Raw genomic sequence first — 23,774 nt, forward strand, 5'->3', positions numbered from 1 at the left:
GGCATAGCGGGAGCCAACCTGAAATTCAATGGATTGAAAATCGTGGATAAATTGCTTGTAGAAGCCGCACGGCGAGAAGTTCGGGAATTGTTTCCTGAAACGCCTTTGCAGTTGAATGAACATCTCAGCCGCCGCTATGGCGCGGAGATCTGGCTGAAGCGTGAAGACCTGACGCCCGTTCGTTCCTACAAGATTAGAGGCGCCTTCAATTTTCTGCGTAAAGCCGTTGCTACGACGGGCAAGGACAAGATTTTCGTTTGCGCATCTGCCGGAAACCACGCGCAGGGATTTGCCTTTGCTTGCCGTCATTTCGGCGTTCATGGCGTTGTTTTCATGCCGGTGACGACGCCGCAGCAGAAGATCGACAAGACCCGCATCTTTGGTGGTGAATTCATCAAAATCCGGCTCGTAGGCGATATTTTTGATCAGTGCTATGCCGCTGCCCGCACGTTCGTCGAAGAAACGTCAGGCTATATGGTGCCCCCCTTCGATCATAAGGACATCATCGAAGGGCAGGCGACTGTTGCCGCCGAGATTGCTGATCAGTTGCCGGAAGGCCAACTGCCCGATCTGTTGGTGATGCCCGTTGGCGGCGGCGGTCTCTCAGCCGGATTGACTGGCTATTTTTCAGAGGATCTCGCCAAAGGCAGTTTCGTTTTCTGCGAACCTGTTGGTGCGCCGAGCCTAAAGACCAGCCTTACGGCGGGCGAAGGGGTGACGCTGAACAAGGTCGACAATTTCGTTGATGGTGCGGCGGTTGCGCGCATTGGCGAACTCAACTTCGAGGCTTTGCAGCACTTTTCGCCGGAGCAGGTTGAGCTCGTCCCCGAAAACGCCATCTGCGTGACGATCATCGATATGCTCAATCTGGAAGGCGTTGTGCTGGAGCCTGCCGGTGCTTTGGCCATTGCTGCGCTGGAGCAGCTTGGCCGAGAAAAGCTCGAGGGCAAGCGCGTCGTTTGCGTCGTTTCCGGCGGTAACTTCGATTTCGACCGCCTGCCTGACGTAAAAGAGCGCGCCATGCGCTACACCGGTGTGAAGAAATACTTCATTCTGCGCCTGCCGCAGCGCCCGGGCGCGCTGCGTGATTTCCTCAATCTTCTTGGCCCTGATGATGACGTTGCGCGCTTCGAATATCTGAAGAAATCCGCCCGCAATTTCGGCTCGATCCTGATTGGCATCGAGACGACCGACCGGGAGAATTTCAGCGGTCTGTTCCAGCGTTTCGAAGATGCGGGCCTCGGCTATGAGGACATCACCGAAAACGAAATCCTTGCCAACCTCATCATTTGATGCGGTCACAAAACGGGCAGGGTGATGCAACGCCCTGCCAACTCTACAAAGGAAGGTAGATCATGGCCTCGTTCTTTTCCAAACTCTTTTCCGCTTTCGGTTCATCCTCATCAGATGCTGCACCGAAGAAGGCCGAATCGGCAGAGCCGCATCCTTACAAGGATTGTGTGATCATCGCGACGCCAATGAAAGAGGGCGGCCAGTACCGTCTGGCTGGACGCATCGAGAAGATCGTGGGGGAAGAGACGCTTGTGCATGAATTCGTGCGGGCGGATATGTTCTCCAGCCTAGAAGATGCCGTCGAATTCACCGTGCGCAAGGGTCAGCTGATTATCGACCAGAGCGGCGCGTCGCTGTTCAAATAAAAAACGGCCGCGAGAGGCTCGCAGCCGTTGGGTAGTCTATGTAAAGCGGCGTTTATAGCGCCGCTTTTTTCATATCAGGCAGCCTTGGCCAGATCTTCAATCTTGGCAGTTGCTGCGGCGATTGCCTTTTCAGCAGCTTCTGGACCGAAGGCCAGGCCTTCAACGCGAATGACTTCAACGTTGGTCATGCCCATGAAGCCGAGAACGGTCTTGAGGTAAGGAACAGCAAGCTCCAGAGGTGCTGCTGGGCCTTCCGAGTAGATGCCGGAAGAAGCCAATACAATGTAAACCTTCTTGCCGGTTGCGAGGCCTACAGGACCTGTTTCTGTGTAACGGAACGTCTGGCCAGCGCGGGCGATCAGGTCGATCCAAGCCTTCAGGCCGGAATAGATGCTGAAGTTGATAAGGCCGGTGCCGATGATGACCGTGTCGGCTGCAAGCAGTTCTGCAACGCGTTCGTCAGAATACTTGATGGCCTCTGCTTCTTCGCCGTTGCGATCAGCAGGTGCCGAGCGAATGGCGGAAATCGTTGTTGTGTCGAGGTGGTTGATCGGGTTCTGGCCGACGTCGAGATGCGTGATCGAGCCGTTTGTCTGTGCCTGAATTTTGGCAGCGAGTTCGCCAGCAAACTTGTTGGACATGGACTGGTCGCCGCGTGGGCTGGACGTTACGAGAAGAATTTTCGACATGTGCAATATCCTTGGGTCAATATAGAGGTTGGACGGGGCACAGCAGCCCAATCGTTGGTGCTTGTATCGTTCAATGTTGTCATCTAGAAAACTGTGATAATCTGGAAGTCACCTATCGAGAAACTGGATGGACCATGGAAGCGAATCCGACACTGGACCAATTGCAGGTCTTTCTCTCCGTGGCAGAGACCGGCAGCTTTTCCGCAGCCTCACGCGCGCTGAACCGGGCGCAATCCGTTGTCAGCTATACGATTGCCAATCTTGAAGCCCAGCTGGAAGTCACGCTGTTTGAGCGCAATGGCGTTCGCCAGCCCAAATTGACGGATGAAGGTGCGGCGATGCTGGAGCATGCGCGCCGTATCGTTTCCGGCCTTCAGGATTTGCGCGCCCGCGCCAAAGGCTTGAAGCAAGGCCTTGAGGCCGAAGTTTCGCTTGCCATCAGCACCATGGTGCCCGCCGAAGCGGTGGTCGATGCGCTGAGGGACTTTCGCGTTCAGTTCCCCACCGTCACGCTGAACCTCAGCGTTGGCGAGCTTGGCATGGTCATGGATATGGTGTTGAACCGGAAGGCCAATATCGGCATTGGCGGCGCCATGTTCCATCAGGATGATGGGCTTGTTATTGACAAGGTCGGCCACTCTTTCATGGTGCCGGTGGCGGCCGCCGACCATCCTCTGGTGCTGCTGAACCGCCCGCTGACGCTGGCAGATGTGCGCGAAGAGGTGCAGCTTGTGGTCACCGATGCGTCCGGCCTGACAAAGGGCAAGGATTTCAACGTGCTGTCCTATAAAAAATGGCGCGTCAGCGACATCGCCACCAAGTATCAACTTATCAAAGGCGGTCTCGGCTGGGGTGGCCTTCCCGTATCTGTGGTGCGCAACGATATCATCAACGGCAGTCTCAAAGCTCTTGAGCTTGATTCCTATGAGGGTGGCGAATACCCGCTTTATGCCCTGCACAAGGCGGACTCGCCCTGCGGACCCGCAGCGACATGGCTAATCGAGGCATTTCAGGAACGTCTGTCGCAGTGCCCCAACCACGACGGCTTTCTCCGCAGAATGACGCTGGCCCGCGAGAATAGCCTGAAGGATGCAGCGGAATAAACCGTACCGTACCGAACCGTACTGTTTTGCTTGAAGGTGGCAGTGACAGGCGGGCGGCTTTCGAGTAAAACCCACTCAAAAGCAGGGGCAGGGTGCAGCGGTGCTGTGCAAATCGGCCCTTGCGTGAGGAAAATCGAGGAATAAGCACATGCCAGTTTATCGCTCCAGAACGACAACCCACGGCCGCAACATGGCCGGTGCGCGTGGCCTTTGGCGCGCCACCGGCATGAAGGATGGCGATTTCGGCAAGCCGATTATCGCTGTCGTCAACTCGTTCACGCAGTTCGTGCCGGGCCACGTCCACTTGAAAGACCTTGGCCAGCTGGTTGCGCGGGAAATCGAAGCAGCCGGTGGCGTTGCCAAGGAATTCAACACGATTGCCGTGGATGACGGCATCGCGATGGGTCACGATGGCATGCTGTATTCGCTGCCTTCGCGTGAGATCATCGCCGATTCCGTTGAGTACATGGTCAACGCCCACTGTGCCGATGCCATGGTCTGCATTTCCAACTGCGACAAGATCACGCCCGGCATGCTGAATGCCGCCATGCGTCTCAACATTCCCGTCGTTTTCGTGTCTGGCGGGCCGATGGAAGCGGGCAAGGCCGTTCTGCATGGCAAGACAGTTGCGCTCGACCTCGTTGATGCGATGGTTGCTGCTGCCGATGACAAGATGACCGATGAGGAAGTCGACACCATCGAGCGTGCTGCATGTCCAACCTGTGGCTCATGCTCTGGCATGTTCACGGCCAATTCCATGAACTGTTTGACCGAAGCGCTGGGCCTTGCCTTGCCCGGCAATGGCTCCACGCTGGCCACGCATTCGGATCGCAAGCGCCTGTTCGTTGAGGCGGGCCACCTGATCGTTGATCTGGCGCGCCGCCATTATGAGCAGGATGATTATACGGTTCTGCCGCGTTCGATTGCGACCAAGGCTGCATTCGAAAATGCGATTGCGCTGGATATCGCCATGGGCGGCTCCACCAATACCGTGCTGCACATTCTGGCCGCAGCCCATGAGGGCGGCGTTGACTTTACCATGGAAGACATCGACCGCATGTCGCGCCGGGTGCCATGCCTGTCCAAGGTCGCGCCTGCCAAGCAGGACGTGCACATGGAAGACGTGCACCGTGCCGGCGGCATCATGCGTATTCTGGGTGAACTGGAACGCGGCGGTCTTCTCAATACGGATTGCTACACCGTCCATGAGAAAACGCTGGGTGATGCCATCAACCGTTGGGATATCACACGCACCAACAGCGAAAGCGTGCGGGATTTCTTCAAGGCCGCGCCCGGTGGCGTGCCGACGCAGGTTGCTTTCAGCCAGTCCTCGCGCTGGGATGAGCTAGACACCGATAGCGAAAATGGTGTCATCCGCTCTGTCGAAAAGCCGTTCTCCAAGGATGGTGGTCTGGCTGTTCTCTACGGCAACATCGCGCAGGATGGTTGCATCGTAAAGACCGCTGGCGTGGACGAATCGATCCTGAAATTCAACGGTGTCGCCGTGGTTTACGAAAGCCAGGACGCTGCCGTGAAGGGCATCCTGTCCAACGAAGTCAAGGCTGGCGACGTTGTTGTCATCCGTTACGAAGGCCCGAAGGGCGGCCCTGGCATGCAGGAAATGCTGTATCCAACCAGCTATCTGAAATCCAAGGGTCTCGGTAAGGCCTGCGCGCTCATCACCGATGGCCGCTTCTCCGGTGGCACGTCTGGCCTCTCCATCGGCCACGCTTCGCCGGAAGCAGCCCAGGGCGGCGCCATCGGCCTCGTGCGCCAGGGCGATCCGATTGAGATCGACATCCCCAACCGCACCATCAACCTCAAGGTCTCTGATGCCGAACTCGCATCACGCCGGGCCGAGCAGGACCAGCTTGGCTGGAAGCCAGCGGAGCACCGCAAGCGCAATGTCACCACGGCATTGAAGGCCTATGCGGCATTTGCATCCAGCGCGGACAAGGGTGCTGTGCGGATACTGCCGGAGTAAGCCATCGTTCGGAAATGAGACACATTCTGCGTCATCCTCGGGCTTGTCCCGAGGATCTGACCACGTCCGAGAATAACGGGGTGAGTGGGACTAGCCCGTTTCCAAGTGAAATGGGTTTCTCAACTCGTACCTGACAAGCGAAACCATTCTGTTTCGCTGTGCGCAGAGGGATTGCGCTCTACCAATTTTCCTGAACCCAAGCTTCTGCATGAGACGGTGAGATGATTTATTGTCGCTGATTGGGTTAGCGTGAAGAACTGGCATGTTCATGTGCGTAAAGGCATGATCGATGACGAGCCGGGCTGCTTCTTCTCCGTAGCCTCTCGCCCATGCGCTTCGCCCTAGCCACAGCCCAAACTCACCTGCAAGACCGATGAGGCCGATGAGTTGGCCGTTATCGATTGCCCACACGGGCAGATTTTTCCCTTGAAAGCGCCGTATCTTTGTTCGGGCATCGTCGACTGTGTAGGGACATGATGTTCGTAAGAGGTTGCGCAACACCAGCTGATCATTGGTGATGCGTGCCAGCGCTGGTGCATCCGTAATCTTGAAGCGCCGAAGGGTCAGGCGGTTCGAAACCAATCTCGGCATTGTTTTGTCGGCAGATCGCATGGCATTCAACATGCGCAATTTGGGCGTGGCTGCCAACCGTGATTTTGAATCGGAACTGGTTTTGCTTCAGCACGTTGGCCGAAGGTGAAAAATGAGGACCTGAATTTATGAAACGCGCAATCGTAACCGGCGGTGCCGGTGTCATCGGGACCGGGATTATCGAGACTCTGCTGCAGGACGGCTGGACCGTTGCGTCCTTCGATATCAGGAGCGGCGAGACGACGGCACAGCATTGCCATTGCGATGTGGGAGATGAAGCCTCCGTCGCCGCCGCATTTGAGAAGCTCTGCTGGGATGGCCTTGAGCTTCTCGTCAACAATGCAGGCATCGCGTCACCGAACACCGGGCCTATCCATGAGTTATCGCTGGCCGATTGGCGCAAGGTTACGGACAGTCATCTGACCGGGGCGTTTCTGATGACGCGGTCTGCGGTGCCGCTGATGAGGGAGGGTGCCAGCATCATCAATATGGTTTCCACGCGTGCCTTCATGTCCGAGCCGGAAACGGAAGCCTATGCCGCATCCAAGGGTGGACTGGTGGCGTTGACCCATGCGCTTGCGTTGAGTCTTGGGCCGAAAATCCGGGTGAATGCAATTTCGCCGGGCTGGATCACCAATGATACGGATCTGCGAGAGCAAGACCTTTCTCAGCATCCGGTTGGGCAGGTGGGCAGGCCGAAAGACATTGCGGATGCGGTCGTCTATCTGGCCGGTGCTGGTTTCATGACCGGACAGGTTATGGTACTGGATGGCGGCATGACGAAGAAGATGATTTACGAGGAATGATCTCTTCATGCGATGATTCAAGGCGTTGGCAATTTGAGTCTCCAAAGCTGCGGAAGTCATTGTTTGTTTTGGCTTTGTCACCGCTGGGTGAGCTCGGGGTGAGGGCTATTCACAAAGCGGTGACAGGCCTTCTGCTTGTTTTAATGTTCACTAAATAATCTCTATGAAAAGACGCACAGCACTTGCCTTCATCGCTTCGCTCCCCTTGGCCTCGGTCGTTCGTGCCCAGACGCCGAGTGCCGGCTTACCGAAGCTTCTGGAAGATGCAGATGCGCTGCCGAGCCTAAAAGCCGTCATCGTCAGTCTTGACGGCAAGGAGGTCGCAAGCCGGGCCTATCACGGTGCGTCGTTGAACGGTTCCACCAACATAAAGTCGGCCTCCAAATCTATCGTGTCCGCACTGGTCGGCATGGCGATAGATCGCAAAATTCTTGAGGGTGCCGATCAACCGATCTCGTCTGTTCTTCGGCCCGATTTTCCGGCCAGGCCCGATCCGCGTATTGAGCGCGTGACCATTGGTAATCTGCTTTCCATGCAATCGGGTCTGGAGCGGATGTCTGGCCCTAATTACGGACGCTGGGTTTCCAGCCGGAACTGGGTGCGCACGGCGCTGGGCTCTGGATTTGCGGGCAAGCCGGGTGGCGGGATGCTCTATTCCACCGGGTCAACGCATCTTCTCTCTGCCATTCTGACCAAGGCTTCCGGCAAGTCCACGCTGGCGCTGGCCCGTGACTGGTTTTCGCCACTTGATGATTTTTCCATCGGATCATGGGAGCGCGACCCGCAAGGCATCTATCTGGGTGGAAACCAGATGGCGATGACAGCGCGATCTCTGTTGGCGTTTGGTGAGCTGTACCGACGCGGAGGCGTGACACCGGATGGTGAGCGTCTCGTTTCGCAGGCTTGGGTGGATCAGTCATGGGTTCAGCGCACCAATTCCGTGTTCAATGGCGATGGCTACGGCTACTGCTGGTTCATCAAGGAAATGGCAGGGGAGACGGTCTATTATGCCTGGGGCTATGGCGGGCAGATGCTGTATATCGTGCCGTCCAGAAAGCTCTCCGTGGTGATGACCTCACGCGAAGACGCGCCATCCGCCCGCACCGGCTATAGGGACCAGTTGCACGGGCTGATGGCGAGTATCATTTCTGCAGCTTAAAGCGGACGATTGATATTCTGGAAGGCTTCGCCGAGTTTCTTCATGCGGTCATCGTAGGATTTGGTCAGGCATTCCGTGTCGGCAGCACAGGTTTCACGGGTTTTCAGCCACTCGCTTTGTTCTGTCTTCAGCGTGTCGCGCGCGCCCATTGCCATGAGTTGCGTGAGAATGTCGAATGTAGTTGCCATGCGCACGTCCTGATCGTTCAAGGCGCGGTTTTCGCAAATGGTCTTCTCGTCCGGTTTCAGGTCTGTCTTCGTACAATCGAAGCTGGCAGCGCCAACTGGCGAACCGTGAGAATAGGACGCGATAACAAGCAAACCAGCAAGAACGTGCTTTTTAAAACTCATGTGGATCTCTTTTCCAAAACCGGACTTTATATGCCGTCTTAAGTCTGGAAGAGCATAAGTTGTTCCATTCTAGTCTTATGGCGCAGCCCGTCATTATCTTGCCGCCCTTTGATTTATAGGCTCAAGCGTTATAACTCCATCATATTGATGAGGATGAGGAATCACATGCCAAGCATGTTGAAGTATTTGACCACCGGCCTTTTGGCGACAATGCTCGTTTTGCCGGTTTCGGTGCGGGCGCAGGATAACAAGACCGTGCCCTCCAGCACCGCGGAAATGCAGCTCTCCTTTGCGCCATTGGTTAAGCGCACCTCGGGAGCGGTCGTGAACGTCTATGCCGAGCGCATGGTGCAGAAACGCGGTTCGCCATTCGCTGGCGATCCTTTCTTCGAGCAGTTTTTCGGCCAGCAATTGCCAAACCGCACAGAAAAGCAGTCTTCGTTGGGCTCGGGCGTGATTGTTACTGCCGGTGGCCTTGTGGTGACGAACAATCACGTCATCGATGGTGCCGACGATATCAAAGTCGCGTTGGCGGATGGTCGTGAGTTTTCGTCCAAGGTTTTGATGAAGGATGACCGCATCGATCTCGCTGTCTTGCAGATCGATGCGAAAGAGAATTTCCCAGTCCTGGCGCTCGGCAATTCTGACGCCACGGAAGTGGGTGATCTCGTTCTCGCCATCGGCAACCCATTCGGTGTCGGGCAGACGGTCACCAGCGGCATCGTCTCGGCACTGGCACGCAATCAGGTCACCCAGGGTGATTTCGGTTTTTTCATCCAGACAGACGCTTCCATCAATCCCGGTAACTCGGGTGGCGCTCTCATGAACATGGCGGGCGAGCTGATTGGCATCAACACAGCCATCTTCTCGCGCGGTGGTGGCTCGAACGGCATCGGCTTTGCCATTCCGGCCAATCTGGTTCGCGTGTTTCTCGCTGCGGCTGAAAAGGGCGATACGACCTTCCAGCGTCCCTATGTCGGTGCAACATTTGATCCTGTGACATCAGAAGTGGCTGAAGCGCTAGGTCTGAAACGGGCGCGTGGCGCGCTTGTGGTGGGTGTCGTCAAGGACGGTCCTGCGGAAAAGGCGGGCATCGAGCCGGGCCAGGTGGTGACAGCCGTCAACGGTATCGAGGTGGAGCATCCCGATGCGCTGGGCTACCGCCTGACTACCGCTGGTATCGGCAAATCCGCGACCATTACCGTAATCGACAAGGGCAAGGAAAAGAACCTCAACATCGCGCTGGATTCAGCGCCGGAAACTGCCCCGCGTGACGAACGCCTGCTGGAAGGCCGCAACCCGTTTGCGGGTGCGACTGTCGCCAATCTTTCGCCCAAGCTTGCAGATGAGCTGCGGTTGCCCACGGGCGCTGCCGGTGTCGTCATCATGGATGTGAAGCGTGGTTCACCAGCCGCCCGCGTCGGCTTCCAGCCCAAGGACATCATTGTGTCTCTCAACGGTGCCGACATGGCGACCTCCGCAGATGTCGAGAAGGCATTGGATGACAATCCCGGCTTCTGGCGGTTGGAGCTTATTCGCGATGGCCAGCGCATTCGGCAATTTCTGCGATGAGCGGCGATCTCTTCGCACCACAGATACCGGCTGATGTCGCCAACCGGCGGCCTCTGGCTGACAGGCTGCGCCCGACCACGCTTGCCGAGGTAACGGGGCAGTCGCATCTGACGGGCGAAGAGGGCGTTCTGCGCCGAATGATAGAGAGCGGCTCCCTAGGCTCGATGATCTTCTGGGGACCGCCCGGTACTGGCAAGACGACGGTTGCGCGCCTGCTTTCGGGCGAGGCGCAACTGGCCTTCGAGCAGATCTCCGCCATCTTTTCGGGCGTTGCCGATCTGAAGAAGGTCTTTGAAGGTGCGCGTGCGCGGCGCATGAACGGGCGCCAGACGCTGCTGTTCGTGGACGAAATTCATCGCTTCAATCGCGCCCAGCAGGATAGTTTCCTGCCTGTCATGGAGGATGGCACCATCATTCTGGTGGGTGCCACGACCGAAAACCCATCCTTTGAGCTTAACGCCGCTCTTTTGTCTCGCGCCCGTGTGCTGACCTTCAAATCCCATGATGAGGAAAGCCTTGGCGAACTTCTGGCCCGCGCCGAAAGCGTCGAGGAAAAGCCGCTACCGCTGACGGATGATGCCCGGGCATCTCTCATTCGCATGGCGGATGGTGATGGACGTGCGGTGCTGACGCTGGCCGAAGAGGTCTGGCGCGCAGTGCGCAAGGACGAGATATTCGATACCGAAGGTCTGACGCATATCGTGCAGCGGCGTGCGCCGGTTTATGATAAGGCGCAGGATGGCCATTATAATCTGATCTCGGCACTGCACAAATCCGTGCGGGGGTCCGATCCAGATGCTGCACTGTACTATCTTTCGCGCATGCTGGATGCGGGCGAAGACCCGCTTTATCTCGGTCGCCGTCTTGTGCGCATGGCGGTGGAGGATATCGGACTTGCCGATCCGCAGGCGCTGGTCATCTGCAATGCCGCCAAAGATGCCTATGACTATCTCGGTTCGCCGGAGGGTGAACTCGCCTTGGCGCAGGCCTGCATCTATCTGGCCACGGCACCCAAATCCAACGCCGTCTATACCGCTTACAAAGCGGCCATGCGTGCGGCCAAGGAAAACGGCTCGCTGCTGCCACCCAAGCATATTCTCAATGCGCCAACGAAGCTGATGAAAAGCGAAGCCTATGGCGATGGCTATCGTTATGACCACGACGAGCCGGATGCGTTTTCAGGGCAGGATTATTTCCCGGAGAAGATGGGGCGGACCACGTTTTATGATCCGCCGGATCGTGGTTTCGAGCGGGATATTCGCAAACGTCTGGACTGGTGGGCGAAGCTTAGGCGCGAGCGAAACGCCAAATAAGCTTCTGGAGCTAACGCACCGCCGCGACTTTTTCACGAGGCAGAGCCGCATTGCGTGGCGGCAGCATTTTTACAGACGATTCCGCAAGCGCATGATGACCTTCGCAGTCAACAATGAGGTGCCAGTGCGACGTTTCGGGAATGGTCAAACGCAGCGGCGATTTCTTCGCAACACCGCCCATGAATTTGAAATCCAGCATTTCGGTGAAGCGCTGATAGTTGCCCGAGGTCATCAGCCGTACATTGTTGACGGCGTTCAGTGATACCTCAATGACCGCACCGGCGCGTAATTCCTTGAGATCGTAGTGTGTAAAGCGGAAGCTTGGCACGGCCATCTTCGAGCCCCCTCATGGTTAGTTGCATGCCATAACGATACGCAGGGATGATTAACGCTTCTTTATCGGCGCGTGAATTCTGTCATTTTTCAACTATAAAAAATAAATCAGATTTATTTTACTGTAAAAAATTAGTATATTCGAAGAAATATCAAATTTATACAATGATAGTCGCGTTCTGAAAATTTCACGGACTTCTGCAAGAGATCCTGGCTGTATTCGTTAAGACTGCCTGAATTATTAATAATGAATTTTTAATAACTATAGTCTCTCCTCATATAAAAGTGGGGGACTGTAACGGCATGAAACACATGACCATTTCGATGCGCTTATATGCGCTTGTCGCTTTATTCCTGAGCATCATGGTGGCAGCTCTCACCTTCAGTTTGTTTGGCGGATACCAGGGGATGGAAGAGGAGCGCAAAGCAGGACTTGCATCCATGACCCAGACAGGCGTCGCTATTCTTGATAACTATTACCGCCTGGAGCAAAGCGGGGCGTTGACGCGCGAGGCTGCTCAGCAGCAGGCAAAAGCGACGCTCTCTGCCATGCGTTACGACAATGGCAGCGGATATTTCTGGATCAATGATATGGGTCCGAAAATGGTCATGCACCCGGTCAAGCCGGAACTGAACGGCACGGACCTCTCGGGCAATAAAGATCCGAACGGCAAATTTCTGTTCATGGAGTTTGTCAGCACCGTCAAGGCAAATGGCAAGGGCTTTGTCGATTATTATTGGCCAAAGCCCGGTTCGCCTGATCCCGTCGAGAAGTTTTCCCATGTGGCAGGATTTGCGCCCTGGGGCTGGATTGTCGGCACAGGCGTATATGTGGACGACCTCAAAGCCGCCTTCTGGGATGAGGCGCTTTGGGTTGGTGGCATCTGTGCAGGCAGCGCCATCCTCGTCATGGGTGCCGCAGCTTTCGTCGTCGGTGGTGTTACGCGGCCCGTCGCATCGCTCAAGGAAAGCATGGCCCGTATCGCCGATGGTGATGGCAATGCCGATGTGTCCTATACTGATCGCCGCAATGAAATCGGCGCTATGGCCAAGACGTTGCTGATCCTGCGCGACTCCGTCAATCAGCGCAGCCAATCGCAATTGCGCGAAGCCGAGCAGCAGCGTGCTCTGGAGGAAGCCCGGATCAATAATGAGAAGATCATCAACGCGACGACCCAGCAGCAATCCCATGCAATGGCCGAACTCGCAAGGGCGCTCGAGCGTCTGGCGGGTGGCGATCTGACCGTTCAGGTCAGTGCCATTGGCCAGGAGTATGAAAAGCTGCGGCATGATTTTAACAGCGCGGTTGGCGAGTTGCACAATGTCATCGGCGCCATTGCCCGCACCAGCCATGTCGTCAACGATAGTGCTTCCGATATCAGCCAGGCGACCGGCAATCTTTCCAAACGTACCGAACAGCAGGCTGCAGCACTGGAAGAGACCGCAGCGGCGCTGGATGAGATCACATCGACCGTTCGCACATCATCTGAACGCGCCAACGAAGCACGCCAGATGGTGACGGAGACGAAGAGCAGCGCAGACCGTTCGGGCCAGATCGTCCGCAACGCCGTGGATGCGATGAACCGTATCGAAGACTCATCCCAGAAGATCGGCCAGATCATCGGCGTCATTGATGAGATCGCGTTCCAGACCAATCTCCTTGCGCTGAATGCCGGTGTCGAGGCCGCACGTGCGGGCGAGGCCGGTCGGGGCTTTGCCGTTGTTGCGCAGGAGGTGCGTGAGCTTGCGCAGCGCTCCGCCAATGCCGCCAAGCAGATCAAGTCGCTGATCAACAGTTCTGCCGAACATGTGGGCGGCGGTGTCTCGCTCGTTCGTTCCACAGGAGATGCGCTCGACGAAATCATGGTTCTGGTCAACCGCGTTGATGGTCACGTCAACACCATTGCGACGGCTGCCCGCGAGCAGGCGACTGGCCTTCACGAGATCAATGCGTCCGTGAACCACATGGACCAGATGACGCAGCAAAATGCGGCGATGGTGGAGGAAACGACGGCGGCCAGTCAGACGTTGGCGGAAGAAAGCCAACAGCTTCGTTCGCTTTTGTCGCGCTTTCAGCTTTCCGGCGATGCTTCGCGTCAGGGCTTTTCACGCGCTGCCTGATCGTCAAACCCGATACTCTTTGCACGGGCGCTGCTTTGCGGCGCCCGTTTTCGTTGTTTTAGCAAACTGAAAAGAACCTCACGCTCGCAAAGAGTTCGTTTACCAAATTTCTTTATGATTTGATTCGATTGCCACTCTTTTTGGCCGCTGAGGGTACGGGTTCTTGTATGGCGTATGTTTCCCTTCCGCGTCGTTTTGTGACGTTGCTGACGATCTCCACGGTGATTGCATCCTGCTCTGCCGAAGGGCTGGTGCCGCCAGCTGAGGTGGACGGTGCCACACGGGTCAGTTCCATCCGCTCCGCGCAACAGCAAAATTACAGCGCGCCGCCCGCAGCTGGTGTTCCAAGCCAGCCGATGAGCGATGATTTGGCCATGTCTCAACCCATGCCCGACCAGCAACCGTCGCGTGATCCGCTTCTTCAGACAGGTACGGGCCAGCAATATTCAACGCTGGATGCCCAGCAACAACGCCTTGGCGGCGCTGATGTCACGCCGCAGCCCTCCGCTGACATGGCTGAGGGGCAGGGCGGGGTGAATATGGATGATGGCCTTGGCGTTACACCCGTGCGCGGTTTGGCAGAAGAGCAGGATATGGAAGTATCCGGCAGATCTAGCCCCGCGACGATGGATCAGATGGACAGCCAGCCGCCCTCTGCGCCCCTGCGCCGCCAGTCGGCCAGCCAATCGCGTCTTCTGCCACCACCCGGTGAGGGCCAGCAACGCCAGCCCGTGCAGGATGTGGCGATGATGATGCCACAGAACCCGATGCAGGAACGCCGCATGTCTGCTCCACCCGGCATGATGCCACAGGCGGAGGTGTCTTGCCGTTCTGAACTGCGCAGGCTCGGTGTTGCGTTTCGCGATGTGGCGCGCGTATCGGATGGACCGACCTGCGGTATCGATTATCCTATTGAGCTTTCCGGCCTTGCCAGCGGCGTAGCGATCCGTCCTGCGGTGAAACTCAATTGCCAGGTTACGCTTGCCTTTGCCAAATGGGTCAAGTTCGAGCTCGTGCCATCGTCGCGCTTCCGTTATCTCTCCGGCGTGGAGCGCATTACGCCGATGGGTGGCTATTCATGCCGCAAGATGAATTCGCGCTCCAGCAACCCATGGTCCGAGCACGCACGCGGTAACGCCATCGATATCGGCACCATCACCTTGAAAAATGGCAAGGAAATCGATGTCCGTAAAAAGAGCCTGTTTGCCTTCCGGGAAAAGGGTCTTTTGAAAGCCGTGCGCAGTGATAGCTGCAAGTATTTCTCGACAGTGCTTGGCCCCGGCAGCGACCCAAACCACTGGAACCATTTCCACTTCGATCTTCGAACACGCAAATCCGGCTATCGCCATTGCGACTGAGAATAATCGGCCAACAGCCGGGTTAAATGGAGTATGATTTCGCGGCAGGGATGGTTTTCGCGCAAGCTGGAACCTATATGATATCGAGCAGGATTGTGTTGAAAGATGTCTTATGAACTCCCCCCAAAAGCCAATCGTTTCCATCCAGAACCTGACCAAATCCTACGCCAATGGATTTCAGGCACTCAAGGGCGTTACGCTCGATATTTACAAGGGTGAAATTCTGGCGCTTCTCGGGCCGAACGGCGCGGGCAAGACCACCCTCATTTCCATCATCTGCGGCCTCGTTAACCCCGGCGAGGGCAGGGTGCTGGTGGACGGGCATGATGTCGTCAGTGATTTTCGCAAGACCCGGGCCCTGATCGGGCTAGTGCCGCAGGAATTGACGACGGACCAGTTCGAAACGGTCTGGAACACCGTGAGCTTTTCCCGAGGGCTTCACGGCCAGAAGAAAAACCCTCAGCTCATCGAGAGCATTCTCAAATCCCTCTCGCTCTTCGACAAGAAGGACAACATGCTGCGGGAGCTTTCCGGCGGCATGAAGCGTCGTGTGTTGATTGCCAAGGCGTTGGCGCATGAGCCGCAAATCCTGTTTCTGGATGAGCCGACAGCGGGCGTTGACGTGGCACTGCGCCGCGATATGTGGAAGGTCGTGGAGGGGCTTCGCGCCACCGGTGTCACGATCATCCTGACGACGCACTACATTGAAGAAGCCGAAGAGATTGCCGACCGAGTCGGCGTCATCAGCGGCGGCGAGTTGCTTCTGGTGGAAGACAAGACCGCCTTGATGCAGAAGCTGGGCCGCAAGCAGCTTTCGCTGGAGCTGATCGAGCCGATCAAGGTTCTGCCGGATAGTCTTTCCGGCTTTCACCTTTCCCTTTCCGAAGACGGAACGTGCCTGACCTACGAATATGAAGGCAATGGCGAGCAAGGCCGCATCGCTGATCTGTTGGCCGCGCTTTCCGCTGCCGGCATTCACTTCAAGGATATTTCGACACGCCAGAGCTCACTGGAAGATATTTTCGTGGCACTGGTGGGAGGTCAAAAATGAATTTCGAAGCCATCAAATCCATCTATCTGTTTGAAATGGCGCGCACACGGCGCACATTGTTGCAGAGCGTGGTGTCGCCGGTCATTTCCACCTCTCTCTACTTCATCGTCTTCGGCACGGCCATCGGCTCGCGCATTCAGGAAGTGGATGGCGTTTCCTACGGTGCGTTCATCACGCCCGGCCTGATCATGCTGACATTGCTCACGCAGTGCATCAGCAATGGTTCATTCGGCATCTATTTTCCGAAGTTCACAGGCACGATCTACGAGATACTCTCCGCCCCGGTTGCCATGACGGAAATTCTGGCAGGTTATGTCGGGGCTGCGGCAACCAAGGGGCTACTGATCGGCACGATCATTCTGATCACCGCCTCATTCTTTGTGGATGTCTCGATCGCGCACCCATTTGTGATGCTGCTCTTCTTCGTGCTCACCGCCATCAGCTTCAGCCTGTTCGGCTTTATCATCGGCATGTGGGCGTCGAATTTCGAGCAGCTGAACCTCATTCCCATGCTGGTCGTTCCACCGCTGACATTCCTCGGTGGAAGCTTCTATTCCATCAGCATGCTGCCGCCTTTCTGGCAGACGGTCAGTCACTTCAATCCGGTTCTCTACCTCATCAGCGGTTTCCGCTGGAGTTTCTATGAGATATCGGACGTCAACCCGGTCTTGAGCCTTGTCATGATCACGGTGTTTCTGGCTGTCTGCCTTGGCATCATCAGCTGGATGTTCAAGACTGGCTACAAGCTTAGAAACTGATCGTTCAACCGCATATCGAAACTAAAAAAGGCAGCCCGAAGGCTGCCTTTTTGCATTATGTGGACGTTCGAAACCTTAGGCAGGTCGAACGAGAATGTGCTTCTTCTTGCCCAGCGACAGCTTGATGACACCATCTGCGGTGATCTCGCCAGCGCCGATGACCTGACGCTCGTCCGACATGCCCTGGTCGTTGATCTTGACCGCGCCACCCTGCACATGGCGACGAGCTTCGCCGTTGGAGGTGGCAAGGCCAGCCCGGACGATCAGAGACAGCAGGCCAAGACCGGCCTCAAGCTCGGCCCTTGGCACCTCGATGGAGGGCAGATTGTCGGCCAACGCGCCTTCTTCGAAGGTCTTGCGGGCGGTTTCGGCAGCCTGCTCGGCATTCTCACGGCCATGCAGCATCGCGGTGATTTCGGTCGCAAGGATCTTCTTCACCTCGTTGATTTCAGAGCCGCCGAGCGCCGAAAGGCGTGCAATCTCGTCCATGGGCAGCGTGGTGTAGAGCTTCAGGAAGCGCGAAACATCCGCATCTTCCGTGTTGCGCCAGTACTGCCAGAAATCATAGGCCGAGAGCATATCCGGGTTCAGCCACACGGCACCATTCATGGACTTGCCCATCTTGGCACCAGACGAGGTGGTCAGAAGTGGCGAGGTGAGCGCGTAAAGCTGCGGCGTGCCCATGCGGTGGCCGAGGTCGATGCCGTTGATAATGTTGCCCCACTGGTCCGAGCCGCCCATCTGCAAACGGCAGCCAGTGCGCTTGTTCAGCTCCACGAAGTCGTAGGCCTGAAGGATCATGTAGTTGAATTCGAGGAAGGACAGCGACTGCTCACGGTCCAGACGCGTCTTGACGCTCTCGAAGGACAGCATGCGGTTGACCGAGAAGTGACGGCCGACATCGCGCAGGAATTCGAGGTAGTTGATATCGCGCAGCCAGTCGCCATTGTTGATCATCATGGCAGGCGTGGTCGCGCGGTCGTAATCGAGGTAATTCGAGAAGACCCGCTTGATGGAGGCAATGTTGCTTTCTATCGTATCGACCGTCATCAACTGCCGCGCCTCATCCTTGAAGGAGGGGTCGCCGACCATGCCGGTGCCGCCACCCATGAGGGAAATCGGCTGGTGGCCGGTCTTCTGCATCCAGTGCAGCATCATGATCTGGATCAGACCGCCAGCGTGCAGGCTGGGCGCGGTCGGATCAAAGCCGATATAGGCAGTCACGGTTTCCTTGGCAAAGAGTTCATCGAGACCTGCCTCATCGGAGACCTGGTGAATGAAGCCGCGCTCATCAAGCGTGCGGAGGAAATCGGACTTGAACCTGGACATAACCTTTTTCTTTCTGGTTGGGTCTATTGCATCACCGAAAAGCCGGTGAATGCCGCGCCATTAGCATTGTTTTTTGATAAATGCACCCGTTTGCGCCATGAATATCGGCAATCGGTAACGAGATGATTCCATCAGGCAGGAGAAGCGGCATGGGCGAGGTCAAAACAGCAATAGGGCTGATGAGCGGCACGTCCATGGATGGCATCGATATCGCATTGCTGCGCACCGATGGCGACAGCGTCGTCCGGCACGGCCCCAGCGGCTATTTTCCCTATGACGCCACACTGCGCGCCACATGGCAGAAGGCGCTCGTTACGGCAAAAGCGATCGTTAAGCGCAACGAGCGGCCCGGGGATTTGGCTGAGGCGGAGAGAATGCTGACGCTTGCCCATGCAGCAACGGTCAAATCCTTCCTCTCGCGTCATGGCCTAAGCGCCGATGCGATTGATGTCATCGGCTTTCACGGACAGACCGTGCTGCACCGCCCGGATGATGCGCTGACGGTGCAGATTGGTGATGGTCCGCTGCTGGCTGAGGAAACCGGCATCGATGTGGTCTATGACATGCGTGCGAATGACATGGTCCATGGCGGGCAGGGCGCGCCGCTCATTCCTGTCTATCACGCAGCACTGGCGGCCAATCTACCTTCGCAATCTGAAACGCCTGCCGTGTTCGTAAATATCGGCGGCATTTCGAACCTCACTTTTATTGGCAAAAGCGGAGAGCTTGCAGCCTTCGACAGTGGCCCCGGCAATATGCTCATCGATCAATGGATCGAAGCGCATACCGGCAAGACCTATGACAAGGGCGGTGCAACGGCGGCGCGGGGTGCTGTCGTTCCGTCGCTCGTTTCGCGGTATATGGAAAGTCCGTTCTTTTCGGCCAATATCCGCCGCTCGCTGGATCGATCCGATTTTATGCCACCCGCAAAGGGTGAGGTATCGCTTGAAGACGGCGCGCGGACGCTGGCGCATCTGACTGGCGCGGCGATCCTCAGATCGGCAAGCTATCTGCCGCAGGCGGCCAAGACATACGTTATCTGTGGCGGCGGTCGGCTGAACCCCGTCATCATGCACGAGTTCGCGAGCCAAGCTGCGCCGCTTGGTGCAAAGGTCATCGCCGCAGAGGCTGCGGGTTTTGATGGCGGAGCGATGGAGGCGGAAGCCTGGGCCTATCTGGCCGTTCGGTCGCTACGCGGATTGCCGCTGACATATCCCGGCACGACGGGGGTGAGGGAGCCGGTGGGGGGTGGGGTTCTGGCGAAAGCGTCGCTTACCACTTAATAAGTCTGTCATGCTCGGGCTTGTCCCGAGCATCTGCACCGTCAAAATTTTGGAAGCGGGGTCGATCCTCGGGACAAGCCCGAGGATGACGAAAGAGAATTATCTCAACGAATCCGCTTCGCCGCAGGCTCAGGCACCAGTTCGCCGTTGAGGCGACGGTCGAGATAGTCCTCGCATTCGCCCATCAGCGTATCCACTTGGCCATTGAAGAAGTGGTTGGCGCCGGGAACTGTGCGGTGGGTGATGAGGATGCCCTTTTGGGTCTTCAGCTTTTCGACCAGAACATTGACGTCCTTTTCCGGCGCGACCTTATCCGCATCACCATTGATGATGAGGCCCGATGACGGGCAGGGTGCAAGGAAGGAGAAGTCGTAGGTGTTGGGCTGCGGCGCAATGGACATGAAGCCTTCAATCTCCGGGCGGCGCATCAGAAGCTGCATGCCGATCCAGGCGCCGAAGGAGTAACCGGCCACCCAACAGCTCTTCGAGTCCGGATGCAGGCTCTGCACCCAGTCCAGTGCCGATGCGGCATCGGAGAGTTCGCCAGCGCCGTGGTCAAACTCGCCCTGGCTGCGACCGATGGAGCGGAAATTGAAGCGCAATGTGGTGAAGCCACGCTTCTGGAACAAGTAGAACAGCTGATAAACGATCTGGTTGTTCATCGTGCCACCAAACTGCGGGTGTGGGTGCAGGATGATGGCAATCGGTGCGCTTTTTTCCTTGGATGGCTGGTAACGGCCTTCGAGGCGACCTGCAGGGCCGTTAAAAATGACTTCGGGCATTTGTACTCCGGTCGTGTTTTTCTGTTTCTGAACCTTTTCCATACGCAAGAAGACTTGACGCGGATGGTCAGCTTTTCTAAAACCTAGTTTAGAACTATTCGAAACTTCGTGTGCGGTTTGCACTGTTGGACGTGTCATAAGGCAAGCACGACGGAAATTTCAAGAAAAATGCGCTTTGGCGCATCAATCATAGGTTAGACAGAGCAGTTTCCCCATGAGCACGACAATGCGCACATATCTGGACTGGAACGCGACAGCACCCTTGCTGCCTGCCGTCCGGGATGCGCTTGTCTCCGCGCTCGATCTTTCCGGCAACCCGTCTTCCGTTCACAGGGAAGGTCGTGCGGTTCGCGCAGCTGTTGAAGCAGCGCGCCGCGATGTGGCCGCACTCGTCGGAGCCCAGGCTTCGCATGTGGTTTTCACCAGTGGTGCGACGGAAGCGTCCAATCTGGTTCTGTCGCCAGTTTTCAAGATGGGGCGTGCACCGCTTTCCATCAGTCATCTCTATGTTTCGGCAATCGAGCATCCCGCTATCAGGGAAGGTGGCCGATTCGATAAGGCTGATGTTACCGAACTGGCCGTGACGCCCGATGGTGTGATCGACCTGGCTGCGCTTGAGGCCGCGCTGGCATCTCATGACAAGGCCAGTGGCATGGCGATGGTTGCGCTGATGCTTGTGAATAATGAGACCGGCATTATCCAGCCCGTGGCGCAAGCGGCGCAGCTAGTGCATGCGGCTGGTGGATTGCTGGTGGTTGATGCGGTTCAGGCTGTAGGTCGGATCTCGGTTGATATCGAAGCGCTGGGCGCGGATTTTCTCATCGTCTCCTCCCACAAGATTGGCGGTCCCAAGGGTATGGGCGCGCTGATTTCAAGAGGTGAGGTAATGATGCCGAAGCCTTTGATCCATGGCGGTGGCCAGGAAAAGGGGCATCGGTCCGGCACGGAAAACACATCTGCCATCATTGGCTTCGGAACGGCAGCCGTTGAGGCACTGAGGATTGTTGACACGGATGTGCCGCGCTTGGGTGCGTTGCGCACCACGCTGGAAGATGCGATGCGCGCGACAGCGCCGGATGTGATCATTCATGGTGCAGAGGCGGCGCGGGTTTGCAACACGACATTCTTTACCCTGCCGGGTCTCAAATCCGAAACGGGGCAGATCGCTTTCGATATTGAAGGCATTGCGCTTTCGGCTGGTGCCGCCTGCTCGTCTGGAAAAGTGGGCGAAAGCCACGTTCTGACGGCCATGGGGCGCGATCCAAAGCTGGGCGCTCTACGTATTTCTTTGGGAGTGGCATCGACCCAGGATGATATTGAGAAGGCAATTGCTGCTTTTGCGAAGATATCCGGGCGGCGAAAGCTGTCCGTACAGGCGGCATAGAGCCAAAACAATTGCGGAAAAGCAATTTTTCGCTTGCTGGAGAGTGTGAAAAGCGCGATCCGAACACTAAATAAGGCATAGCAAAGAAAGTTATGCTCGACACGAATGAAGGCGGGTCATCCGTCTTGATACGTTGACAAGCCACCGGACCTTGGATCCGGCGAGATTGGAGAACGAATATGGCTGCGGTTCAGGAAACGATCGATCAGGTCCGCCAGATCGATGTGGACCAGTATAAATACGGTTTTGAAACCGAAATCGAAGTGGACAAGGCTCCGAAAGGTCTTTCCGAAGAGGTTATCCGTTTCATTTCCGCCAAGAAGGAAGAACCGGAATGGATGCTTCAATGGCGTCTTGAGGCTTATCAGCGTTGGCTGACGATGGAAGAGCCCACATGGGCTCGCGTCAATTACCCGAAGATCGATTTCAACGATCTCTATTATTACGCCGCGCCAAAGAGCACGCCGGGACCTAAATCGCTTGAGGATGTCGATCCTGAGCTGTTGAAGGTTTACGAGAAGCTCGGCATTCCGCTGATGGAACAGGAAATTCTGGCCGGCGTTGAAAACCGCCGCGTGGCCGTGGATGCCGTGTTCGACAGCGTATCGGTCGTTACCACCTTCAAGAAAGAGCTGATGAAGGCCGGCGTGATTTTCATGTCGATCTCGGAGGCCATTCGCGAATATCCTGACCTGATCAAAAAATACATCGGCTCGGTCGTTCCGACGACGGACAATTATTACGCGACGCTGAATTCCGCCGTCTTCACGGATGGTTCGTTTGTTTTCGTGCCGAAGGGCGTTCGTTGCCCGATGGAACTGTCCACCTATTTCCGTATCAACGAAAAGAACACAGGCCAGTTCGAGCGCACGCTGATCATCGCGGAAGAGGGCGCTTATGTGTCCTATCTCGAAGGCTGCACAGCACCGCAGCGCGACGAGAACCAGCTTCATGCTGCCGTGGTCGAGCTTGTGGCTCTGGATGATGCCGAAATCAAATACTCGACGGTCCAGAATTGGTATCCGGGCGATAAGGACGGCAAGGGCGGCATCTACAACTTCGTGACCAAGCGCGGCGATTGCCGTGGCCACCGTTCGAAGATCTCGTGGACGCAGGTCGAAACCGGCTCTGCCATCACCTGGAAATACCCATCCTGCATTCTGCGCGGTGATGACAGCCGTGGCGAGTTCTACTCGATTGCCGTGTCCAACGGTCACCAGCAGATCGATAGTGGCACCAAGATGATCCACCTCGGCAAGAACACGTCGAGCCGCATCATCGCCAAGGGCATCGCTGCCGGCTTCTCGGAAAACGTCTATCGCGGCCAGGTTTCGGCCCACCGCAAGGCAACGAACACGCGCAACTTCACGCAGTGCGACAGCTTGCTGATCGGCGACAAGTGCGGCGCGCACACCGTGCCTTACATCGAAGCGAAGAACTCGTCCTGCCAGTTCGAGCATGAAGCGACTACCTCGAAGATTTCCGAGGACCAGCTGTTCTATTGCCTGCAGCGCGGCATTCCCGAGGAGTCAGCCATCGCGCTGATCGTCAACGGCTTCGTGAAGGACGTGATCCAGCAGCTGCCGATGGAATTTGCGGTCGAAGCGCAGAAGCTGATCGGCATTTCGCTTGAGGGATCTGTCGGCTAAACGACCTTTCGTCATCCTCGGGCTTGTCCCGAGGATCTGCTGCCGTGGGATGTAGGATGAGCGGTTTCGTCTACATGATGTCCGATAAACCACGGGGTGTTATCTACACAGGTGTCACGAGCGATTTGCAGGCACGTGTTTGGGAACATCGCAATGCAGTACAAAAAGGTTACACTGAAAAATACAGGGCCAAAAACCTCGTCTGGTTCGAAACCCACCCGAATATCGTGCTGGCGATCCAGCGGGAGAAATCGTTGAAGCGCTACATGCGTGATTGGAAAATCAGGCTGGTTGAAGAGTTAAACCCAACTTGGCTCGACCTTTTCGAGCGCATTGGCGAGATCGAAAATGCCTATATGCCGCATACAAATACGCTGGCGTCGGGTGACTATAATTGACGTGATTAGATCCTCGGGACAAGCCCGAGGATGACGGATGTGAGAATTGAGACAGGCCTGCAACGTGGCCAAACAGGCGGCCTTTGAAACCGCTGTACGGATA

Annotated in this window: 22 protein-coding genes; 16 read left to right on the plus strand and 6 right to left on the minus strand. The window is 56.5% G+C overall.

Annotated features, from left to right (window positions below; all coding sequences use genetic code 11):
• Positions 1-18 precede the first annotated feature (18 nt).
• Positions 19-1,293, plus strand: a complete 1,275-nt coding sequence (ilvA, locus tag RQI55_RS02845; protein ID WP_243256943.1) for a threonine ammonia-lyase — start codon at positions 19-21, stop codon at positions 1,291-1,293.
• A 62-nt stretch (positions 1,294-1,355) separates the two neighbouring features.
• Positions 1,356-1,658: an HlyU family transcriptional regulator gene (locus tag RQI55_RS02850; RefSeq protein WP_243255656.1), complete on the plus strand. Its 303-nt coding sequence runs from the start codon at positions 1,356-1,358 to the stop codon at positions 1,656-1,658.
• A 74-nt stretch (positions 1,659-1,732) separates the two neighbouring features.
• On the opposite strand, the gene RQI55_RS02855 is transcribed toward RQI55_RS02850, so the two are convergent.
• Complete coding sequence (locus RQI55_RS02855; RefSeq protein ID WP_192064026.1) at positions 1,733-2,347, minus strand: FMN-dependent NADH-azoreductase; 615 nt, start codon at positions 2,345-2,347, stop codon at positions 1,733-1,735.
• A 134-nt stretch (positions 2,348-2,481) separates the two neighbouring features.
• On the opposite strand from RQI55_RS02855, the gene RQI55_RS02860 reads away from it, so the two are divergent.
• Both RQI55_RS02860 and ilvD read left to right on the plus strand, forming a co-directional pair.
• On the plus strand, positions 2,482-3,450 hold the full coding sequence (locus tag RQI55_RS02860) for a LysR family transcriptional regulator (protein WP_192064025.1): 969 nt from the start codon (positions 2,482-2,484) through the stop codon (positions 3,448-3,450).
• 148 nt (positions 3,451-3,598) lie between these two features.
• Positions 3,599-5,434 carry a dihydroxy-acid dehydratase gene (gene ilvD, locus RQI55_RS02865; protein ID WP_192064024.1) on the plus strand — a complete coding sequence of 612 codons (1,836 nt, stop codon included), beginning with the start codon at positions 3,599-3,601 and terminating at the stop codon, positions 5,432-5,434.
• Positions 5,435-5,524: 90 nt separating this feature from the next.
• On the opposite strand, the gene RQI55_RS02870 is transcribed toward ilvD, so the two are convergent.
• Complete coding sequence (locus RQI55_RS02870; protein ID WP_311276908.1) at positions 5,525-6,025, minus strand: GNAT family N-acetyltransferase; 501 nt, start codon at positions 6,023-6,025, stop codon at positions 5,525-5,527.
• Positions 6,026-6,153: 128 nt separating this feature from the next.
• On the opposite strand from RQI55_RS02870, the gene RQI55_RS02875 reads away from it, so the two are divergent.
• Positions 6,154-6,831 (plus strand): SDR family oxidoreductase, encoded by a 678-nt coding sequence (locus RQI55_RS02875; RefSeq protein ID WP_311272243.1) that lies wholly within the window; start codon positions 6,154-6,156, stop codon positions 6,829-6,831.
• A gap of 163 nt (positions 6,832-6,994) precedes the next feature.
• Complete coding sequence (locus RQI55_RS02880) at positions 6,995-7,990, plus strand: serine hydrolase (RefSeq protein ID WP_311272242.1); 996 nt, start codon at positions 6,995-6,997, stop codon at positions 7,988-7,990.
• Here RQI55_RS02880 and RQI55_RS02885 read toward each other — a convergent pair.
• Positions 7,987-8,340, minus strand: a complete 354-nt coding sequence (locus RQI55_RS02885; protein ID WP_311272241.1) for a lysozyme inhibitor LprI family protein — start codon at positions 8,338-8,340, stop codon at positions 7,987-7,989. The two genes, RQI55_RS02880 and RQI55_RS02885, sit on opposite strands and share 4 nt — an antisense overlap.
• A gap of 165 nt (positions 8,341-8,505) precedes the next feature.
• On the opposite strand from RQI55_RS02885, the gene RQI55_RS02890 reads away from it, so the two are divergent.
• Both RQI55_RS02890 and RQI55_RS02895 read left to right on the plus strand, forming a co-directional pair.
• Positions 8,506-9,912 carry a DegQ family serine endoprotease gene (locus RQI55_RS02890; protein ID WP_192064020.1) on the plus strand — a complete coding sequence of 469 codons (1,407 nt, stop codon included), beginning with the start codon at positions 8,506-8,508 and terminating at the stop codon, positions 9,910-9,912.
• Complete coding sequence (locus RQI55_RS02895; protein ID WP_311272240.1) at positions 9,909-11,225, plus strand: replication-associated recombination protein A; 1,317 nt, start codon at positions 9,909-9,911, stop codon at positions 11,223-11,225. The genes RQI55_RS02890 and RQI55_RS02895 overlap by 4 nt, the downstream gene beginning before the upstream one ends.
• Positions 11,226-11,235: 10 nt before the next feature.
• On the opposite strand, the gene RQI55_RS02900 is transcribed toward RQI55_RS02895, so the two are convergent.
• Positions 11,236-11,559, minus strand: a complete 324-nt coding sequence (locus RQI55_RS02900; RefSeq protein ID WP_311272239.1) for a DUF1883 domain-containing protein — start codon at positions 11,557-11,559, stop codon at positions 11,236-11,238.
• Positions 11,560-11,882: 323 nt separating this feature from the next.
• Between RQI55_RS02900 and RQI55_RS02905 the strand changes: the two genes are divergently transcribed.
• The 4 genes from RQI55_RS02905 to RQI55_RS02920 all read left to right on the plus strand — a co-directional run bounded on the left by RQI55_RS02905 (position 11,883) and on the right by RQI55_RS02920 (position 16,846).
• Positions 11,883-13,679 carry a methyl-accepting chemotaxis protein gene (locus tag RQI55_RS02905; RefSeq protein WP_243256944.1) on the plus strand — a complete coding sequence of 599 codons (1,797 nt, stop codon included), beginning with the start codon at positions 11,883-11,885 and terminating at the stop codon, positions 13,677-13,679.
• Between the two features lie 167 nt (positions 13,680-13,846).
• Complete coding sequence (locus RQI55_RS02910; protein ID WP_243255669.1) at positions 13,847-15,037, plus strand: extensin family protein; 1,191 nt, start codon at positions 13,847-13,849, stop codon at positions 15,035-15,037.
• A gap of 112 nt (positions 15,038-15,149) precedes the next feature.
• Positions 15,150-16,088 carry an ABC transporter ATP-binding protein gene (locus RQI55_RS02915; RefSeq protein WP_192064016.1) on the plus strand — a complete coding sequence of 313 codons (939 nt, stop codon included), beginning with the start codon at positions 15,150-15,152 and terminating at the stop codon, positions 16,086-16,088.
• Positions 16,085-16,846, plus strand: a complete 762-nt coding sequence (locus tag RQI55_RS02920; RefSeq protein ID WP_042615997.1) for an ABC transporter permease — start codon at positions 16,085-16,087, stop codon at positions 16,844-16,846. Before RQI55_RS02915 ends, RQI55_RS02920 begins: the two co-directional genes overlap by 4 nt.
• Before the next feature lie 75 nt (positions 16,847-16,921).
• On the opposite strand, the gene tyrS is transcribed toward RQI55_RS02920, so the two are convergent.
• A complete protein-coding gene (tyrS, locus tag RQI55_RS02925) occupies positions 16,922-18,175 on the minus strand; it encodes a tyrosine--tRNA ligase (RefSeq protein WP_243255670.1) in 1,254 nt (417 codons plus the stop codon).
• Positions 18,176-18,324: 149 nt separating this feature from the next.
• Between tyrS and RQI55_RS02930 the strand changes: the two genes are divergently transcribed.
• The gene (locus RQI55_RS02930) at positions 18,325-19,458 is read left to right on the plus strand and encodes an anhydro-N-acetylmuramic acid kinase (protein ID WP_311272238.1); all 1,134 of its coding nucleotides are present in this window, start codon (positions 18,325-18,327) and stop codon (positions 19,456-19,458) included.
• A gap of 104 nt (positions 19,459-19,562) precedes the next feature.
• Here the strand turns inward: RQI55_RS02930 and RQI55_RS02935 are convergent, their stop codons facing one another.
• Positions 19,563-20,240 carry an alpha/beta hydrolase gene (locus RQI55_RS02935; protein WP_042615994.1) on the minus strand — a complete coding sequence of 226 codons (678 nt, stop codon included), beginning with the start codon at positions 20,238-20,240 and terminating at the stop codon, positions 19,563-19,565.
• A 214-nt stretch (positions 20,241-20,454) separates the two neighbouring features.
• On the opposite strand from RQI55_RS02935, the gene RQI55_RS02940 reads away from it, so the two are divergent.
• From RQI55_RS02940 to RQI55_RS02950, 3 genes are all read left to right on the plus strand, one after another.
• Positions 20,455-21,624, plus strand: coding sequence for a cysteine desulfurase family protein (locus RQI55_RS02940; RefSeq protein WP_311272237.1), 1,170 nt, complete (start codon positions 20,455-20,457; stop codon positions 21,622-21,624).
• A gap of 179 nt (positions 21,625-21,803) precedes the next feature.
• Positions 21,804-23,273 carry a Fe-S cluster assembly protein SufB gene (gene sufB / locus RQI55_RS02945; RefSeq protein WP_243255674.1) on the plus strand — a complete coding sequence of 490 codons (1,470 nt, stop codon included), beginning with the start codon at positions 21,804-21,806 and terminating at the stop codon, positions 23,271-23,273.
• 56 nt (positions 23,274-23,329) lie between these two features.
• The gene (locus tag RQI55_RS02950) at positions 23,330-23,671 is read left to right on the plus strand and encodes a GIY-YIG nuclease family protein (protein WP_243255676.1); all 342 of its coding nucleotides are present in this window, start codon (positions 23,330-23,332) and stop codon (positions 23,669-23,671) included.
• Positions 23,672-23,774 lie beyond the last annotated feature (103 nt).

The organism is Rhizobium sp. WCS2018Hpa-16, assembly GCF_031843705.1.
Lineage (GTDB): Bacteria > Pseudomonadota > Alphaproteobacteria > Rhizobiales > Rhizobiaceae > Agrobacterium > Agrobacterium tumefaciens_C.

Bases quoted from the DNA above. Each gene is read 5' to 3' on its own strand.
- RQI55_RS02850 (WP_243255656.1), top strand. From the start codon at position 1,356: ATGGCCTCGTTCTTTTCCAAACTCTTTTCCGCTTTCGGTTCATCCTCA.
- RQI55_RS02855 (WP_192064026.1), bottom strand. From the start codon at position 2,347: ATGTCGAAAATTCTTCTCGTAACGTCCAGCCCACGCGGCGACCAGTCC.
- RQI55_RS02860 (WP_192064025.1), top strand. From the start codon at position 2,482: ATGGAAGCGAATCCGACACTGGACCAATTGCAGGTCTTTCTCTCCGTG.
- ilvD (WP_192064024.1), top strand. From the start codon at position 3,599: ATGCCAGTTTATCGCTCCAGAACGACAACCCACGGCCGCAACATGGCC.
- RQI55_RS02870 (WP_311276908.1), bottom strand. From the start codon at position 6,025: ATGCCGAGATTGGTTTCGAACCGCCTGACCCTTCGGCGCTTCAAGATT.
- RQI55_RS02875 (WP_311272243.1), top strand. From the start codon at position 6,154: ATGAAACGCGCAATCGTAACCGGCGGTGCCGGTGTCATCGGGACCGGG.
- RQI55_RS02880 (WP_311272242.1), top strand. From the start codon at position 6,995: ATGAAAAGACGCACAGCACTTGCCTTCATCGCTTCGCTCCCCTTGGCC.
- RQI55_RS02885 (WP_311272241.1), bottom strand. From the start codon at position 8,340: ATGAGTTTTAAAAAGCACGTTCTTGCTGGTTTGCTTGTTATCGCGTCC.
- RQI55_RS02890 (WP_192064020.1), top strand. From the start codon at position 8,506: ATGCCAAGCATGTTGAAGTATTTGACCACCGGCCTTTTGGCGACAATG.
- RQI55_RS02895 (WP_311272240.1), top strand. From the start codon at position 9,909: ATGAGCGGCGATCTCTTCGCACCACAGATACCGGCTGATGTCGCCAAC.
- RQI55_RS02900 (WP_311272239.1), bottom strand. From the start codon at position 11,559: ATGGCCGTGCCAAGCTTCCGCTTTACACACTACGATCTCAAGGAATTA.
- RQI55_RS02905 (WP_243256944.1), top strand. From the start codon at position 11,883: ATGCGCTTATATGCGCTTGTCGCTTTATTCCTGAGCATCATGGTGGCA.
- RQI55_RS02910 (WP_243255669.1), top strand. From the start codon at position 13,847: ATGGCGTATGTTTCCCTTCCGCGTCGTTTTGTGACGTTGCTGACGATC.
- RQI55_RS02915 (WP_192064016.1), top strand. From the start codon at position 15,150: ATGAACTCCCCCCAAAAGCCAATCGTTTCCATCCAGAACCTGACCAAA.
- RQI55_RS02920 (WP_042615997.1), top strand. From the start codon at position 16,085: ATGAATTTCGAAGCCATCAAATCCATCTATCTGTTTGAAATGGCGCGC.
- tyrS (WP_243255670.1), bottom strand. From the start codon at position 18,175: ATGTCCAGGTTCAAGTCCGATTTCCTCCGCACGCTTGATGAGCGCGGC.
- RQI55_RS02930 (WP_311272238.1), top strand. From the start codon at position 18,325: ATGGGCGAGGTCAAAACAGCAATAGGGCTGATGAGCGGCACGTCCATG.
- RQI55_RS02935 (WP_042615994.1), bottom strand. From the start codon at position 20,240: ATGCCCGAAGTCATTTTTAACGGCCCTGCAGGTCGCCTCGAAGGCCGT.
- RQI55_RS02940 (WP_311272237.1), top strand. From the start codon at position 20,455: ATGAGCACGACAATGCGCACATATCTGGACTGGAACGCGACAGCACCC.
- sufB (WP_243255674.1), top strand. From the start codon at position 21,804: ATGGCTGCGGTTCAGGAAACGATCGATCAGGTCCGCCAGATCGATGTG.
- RQI55_RS02950 (WP_243255676.1), top strand. From the start codon at position 23,330: ATGAGCGGTTTCGTCTACATGATGTCCGATAAACCACGGGGTGTTATC.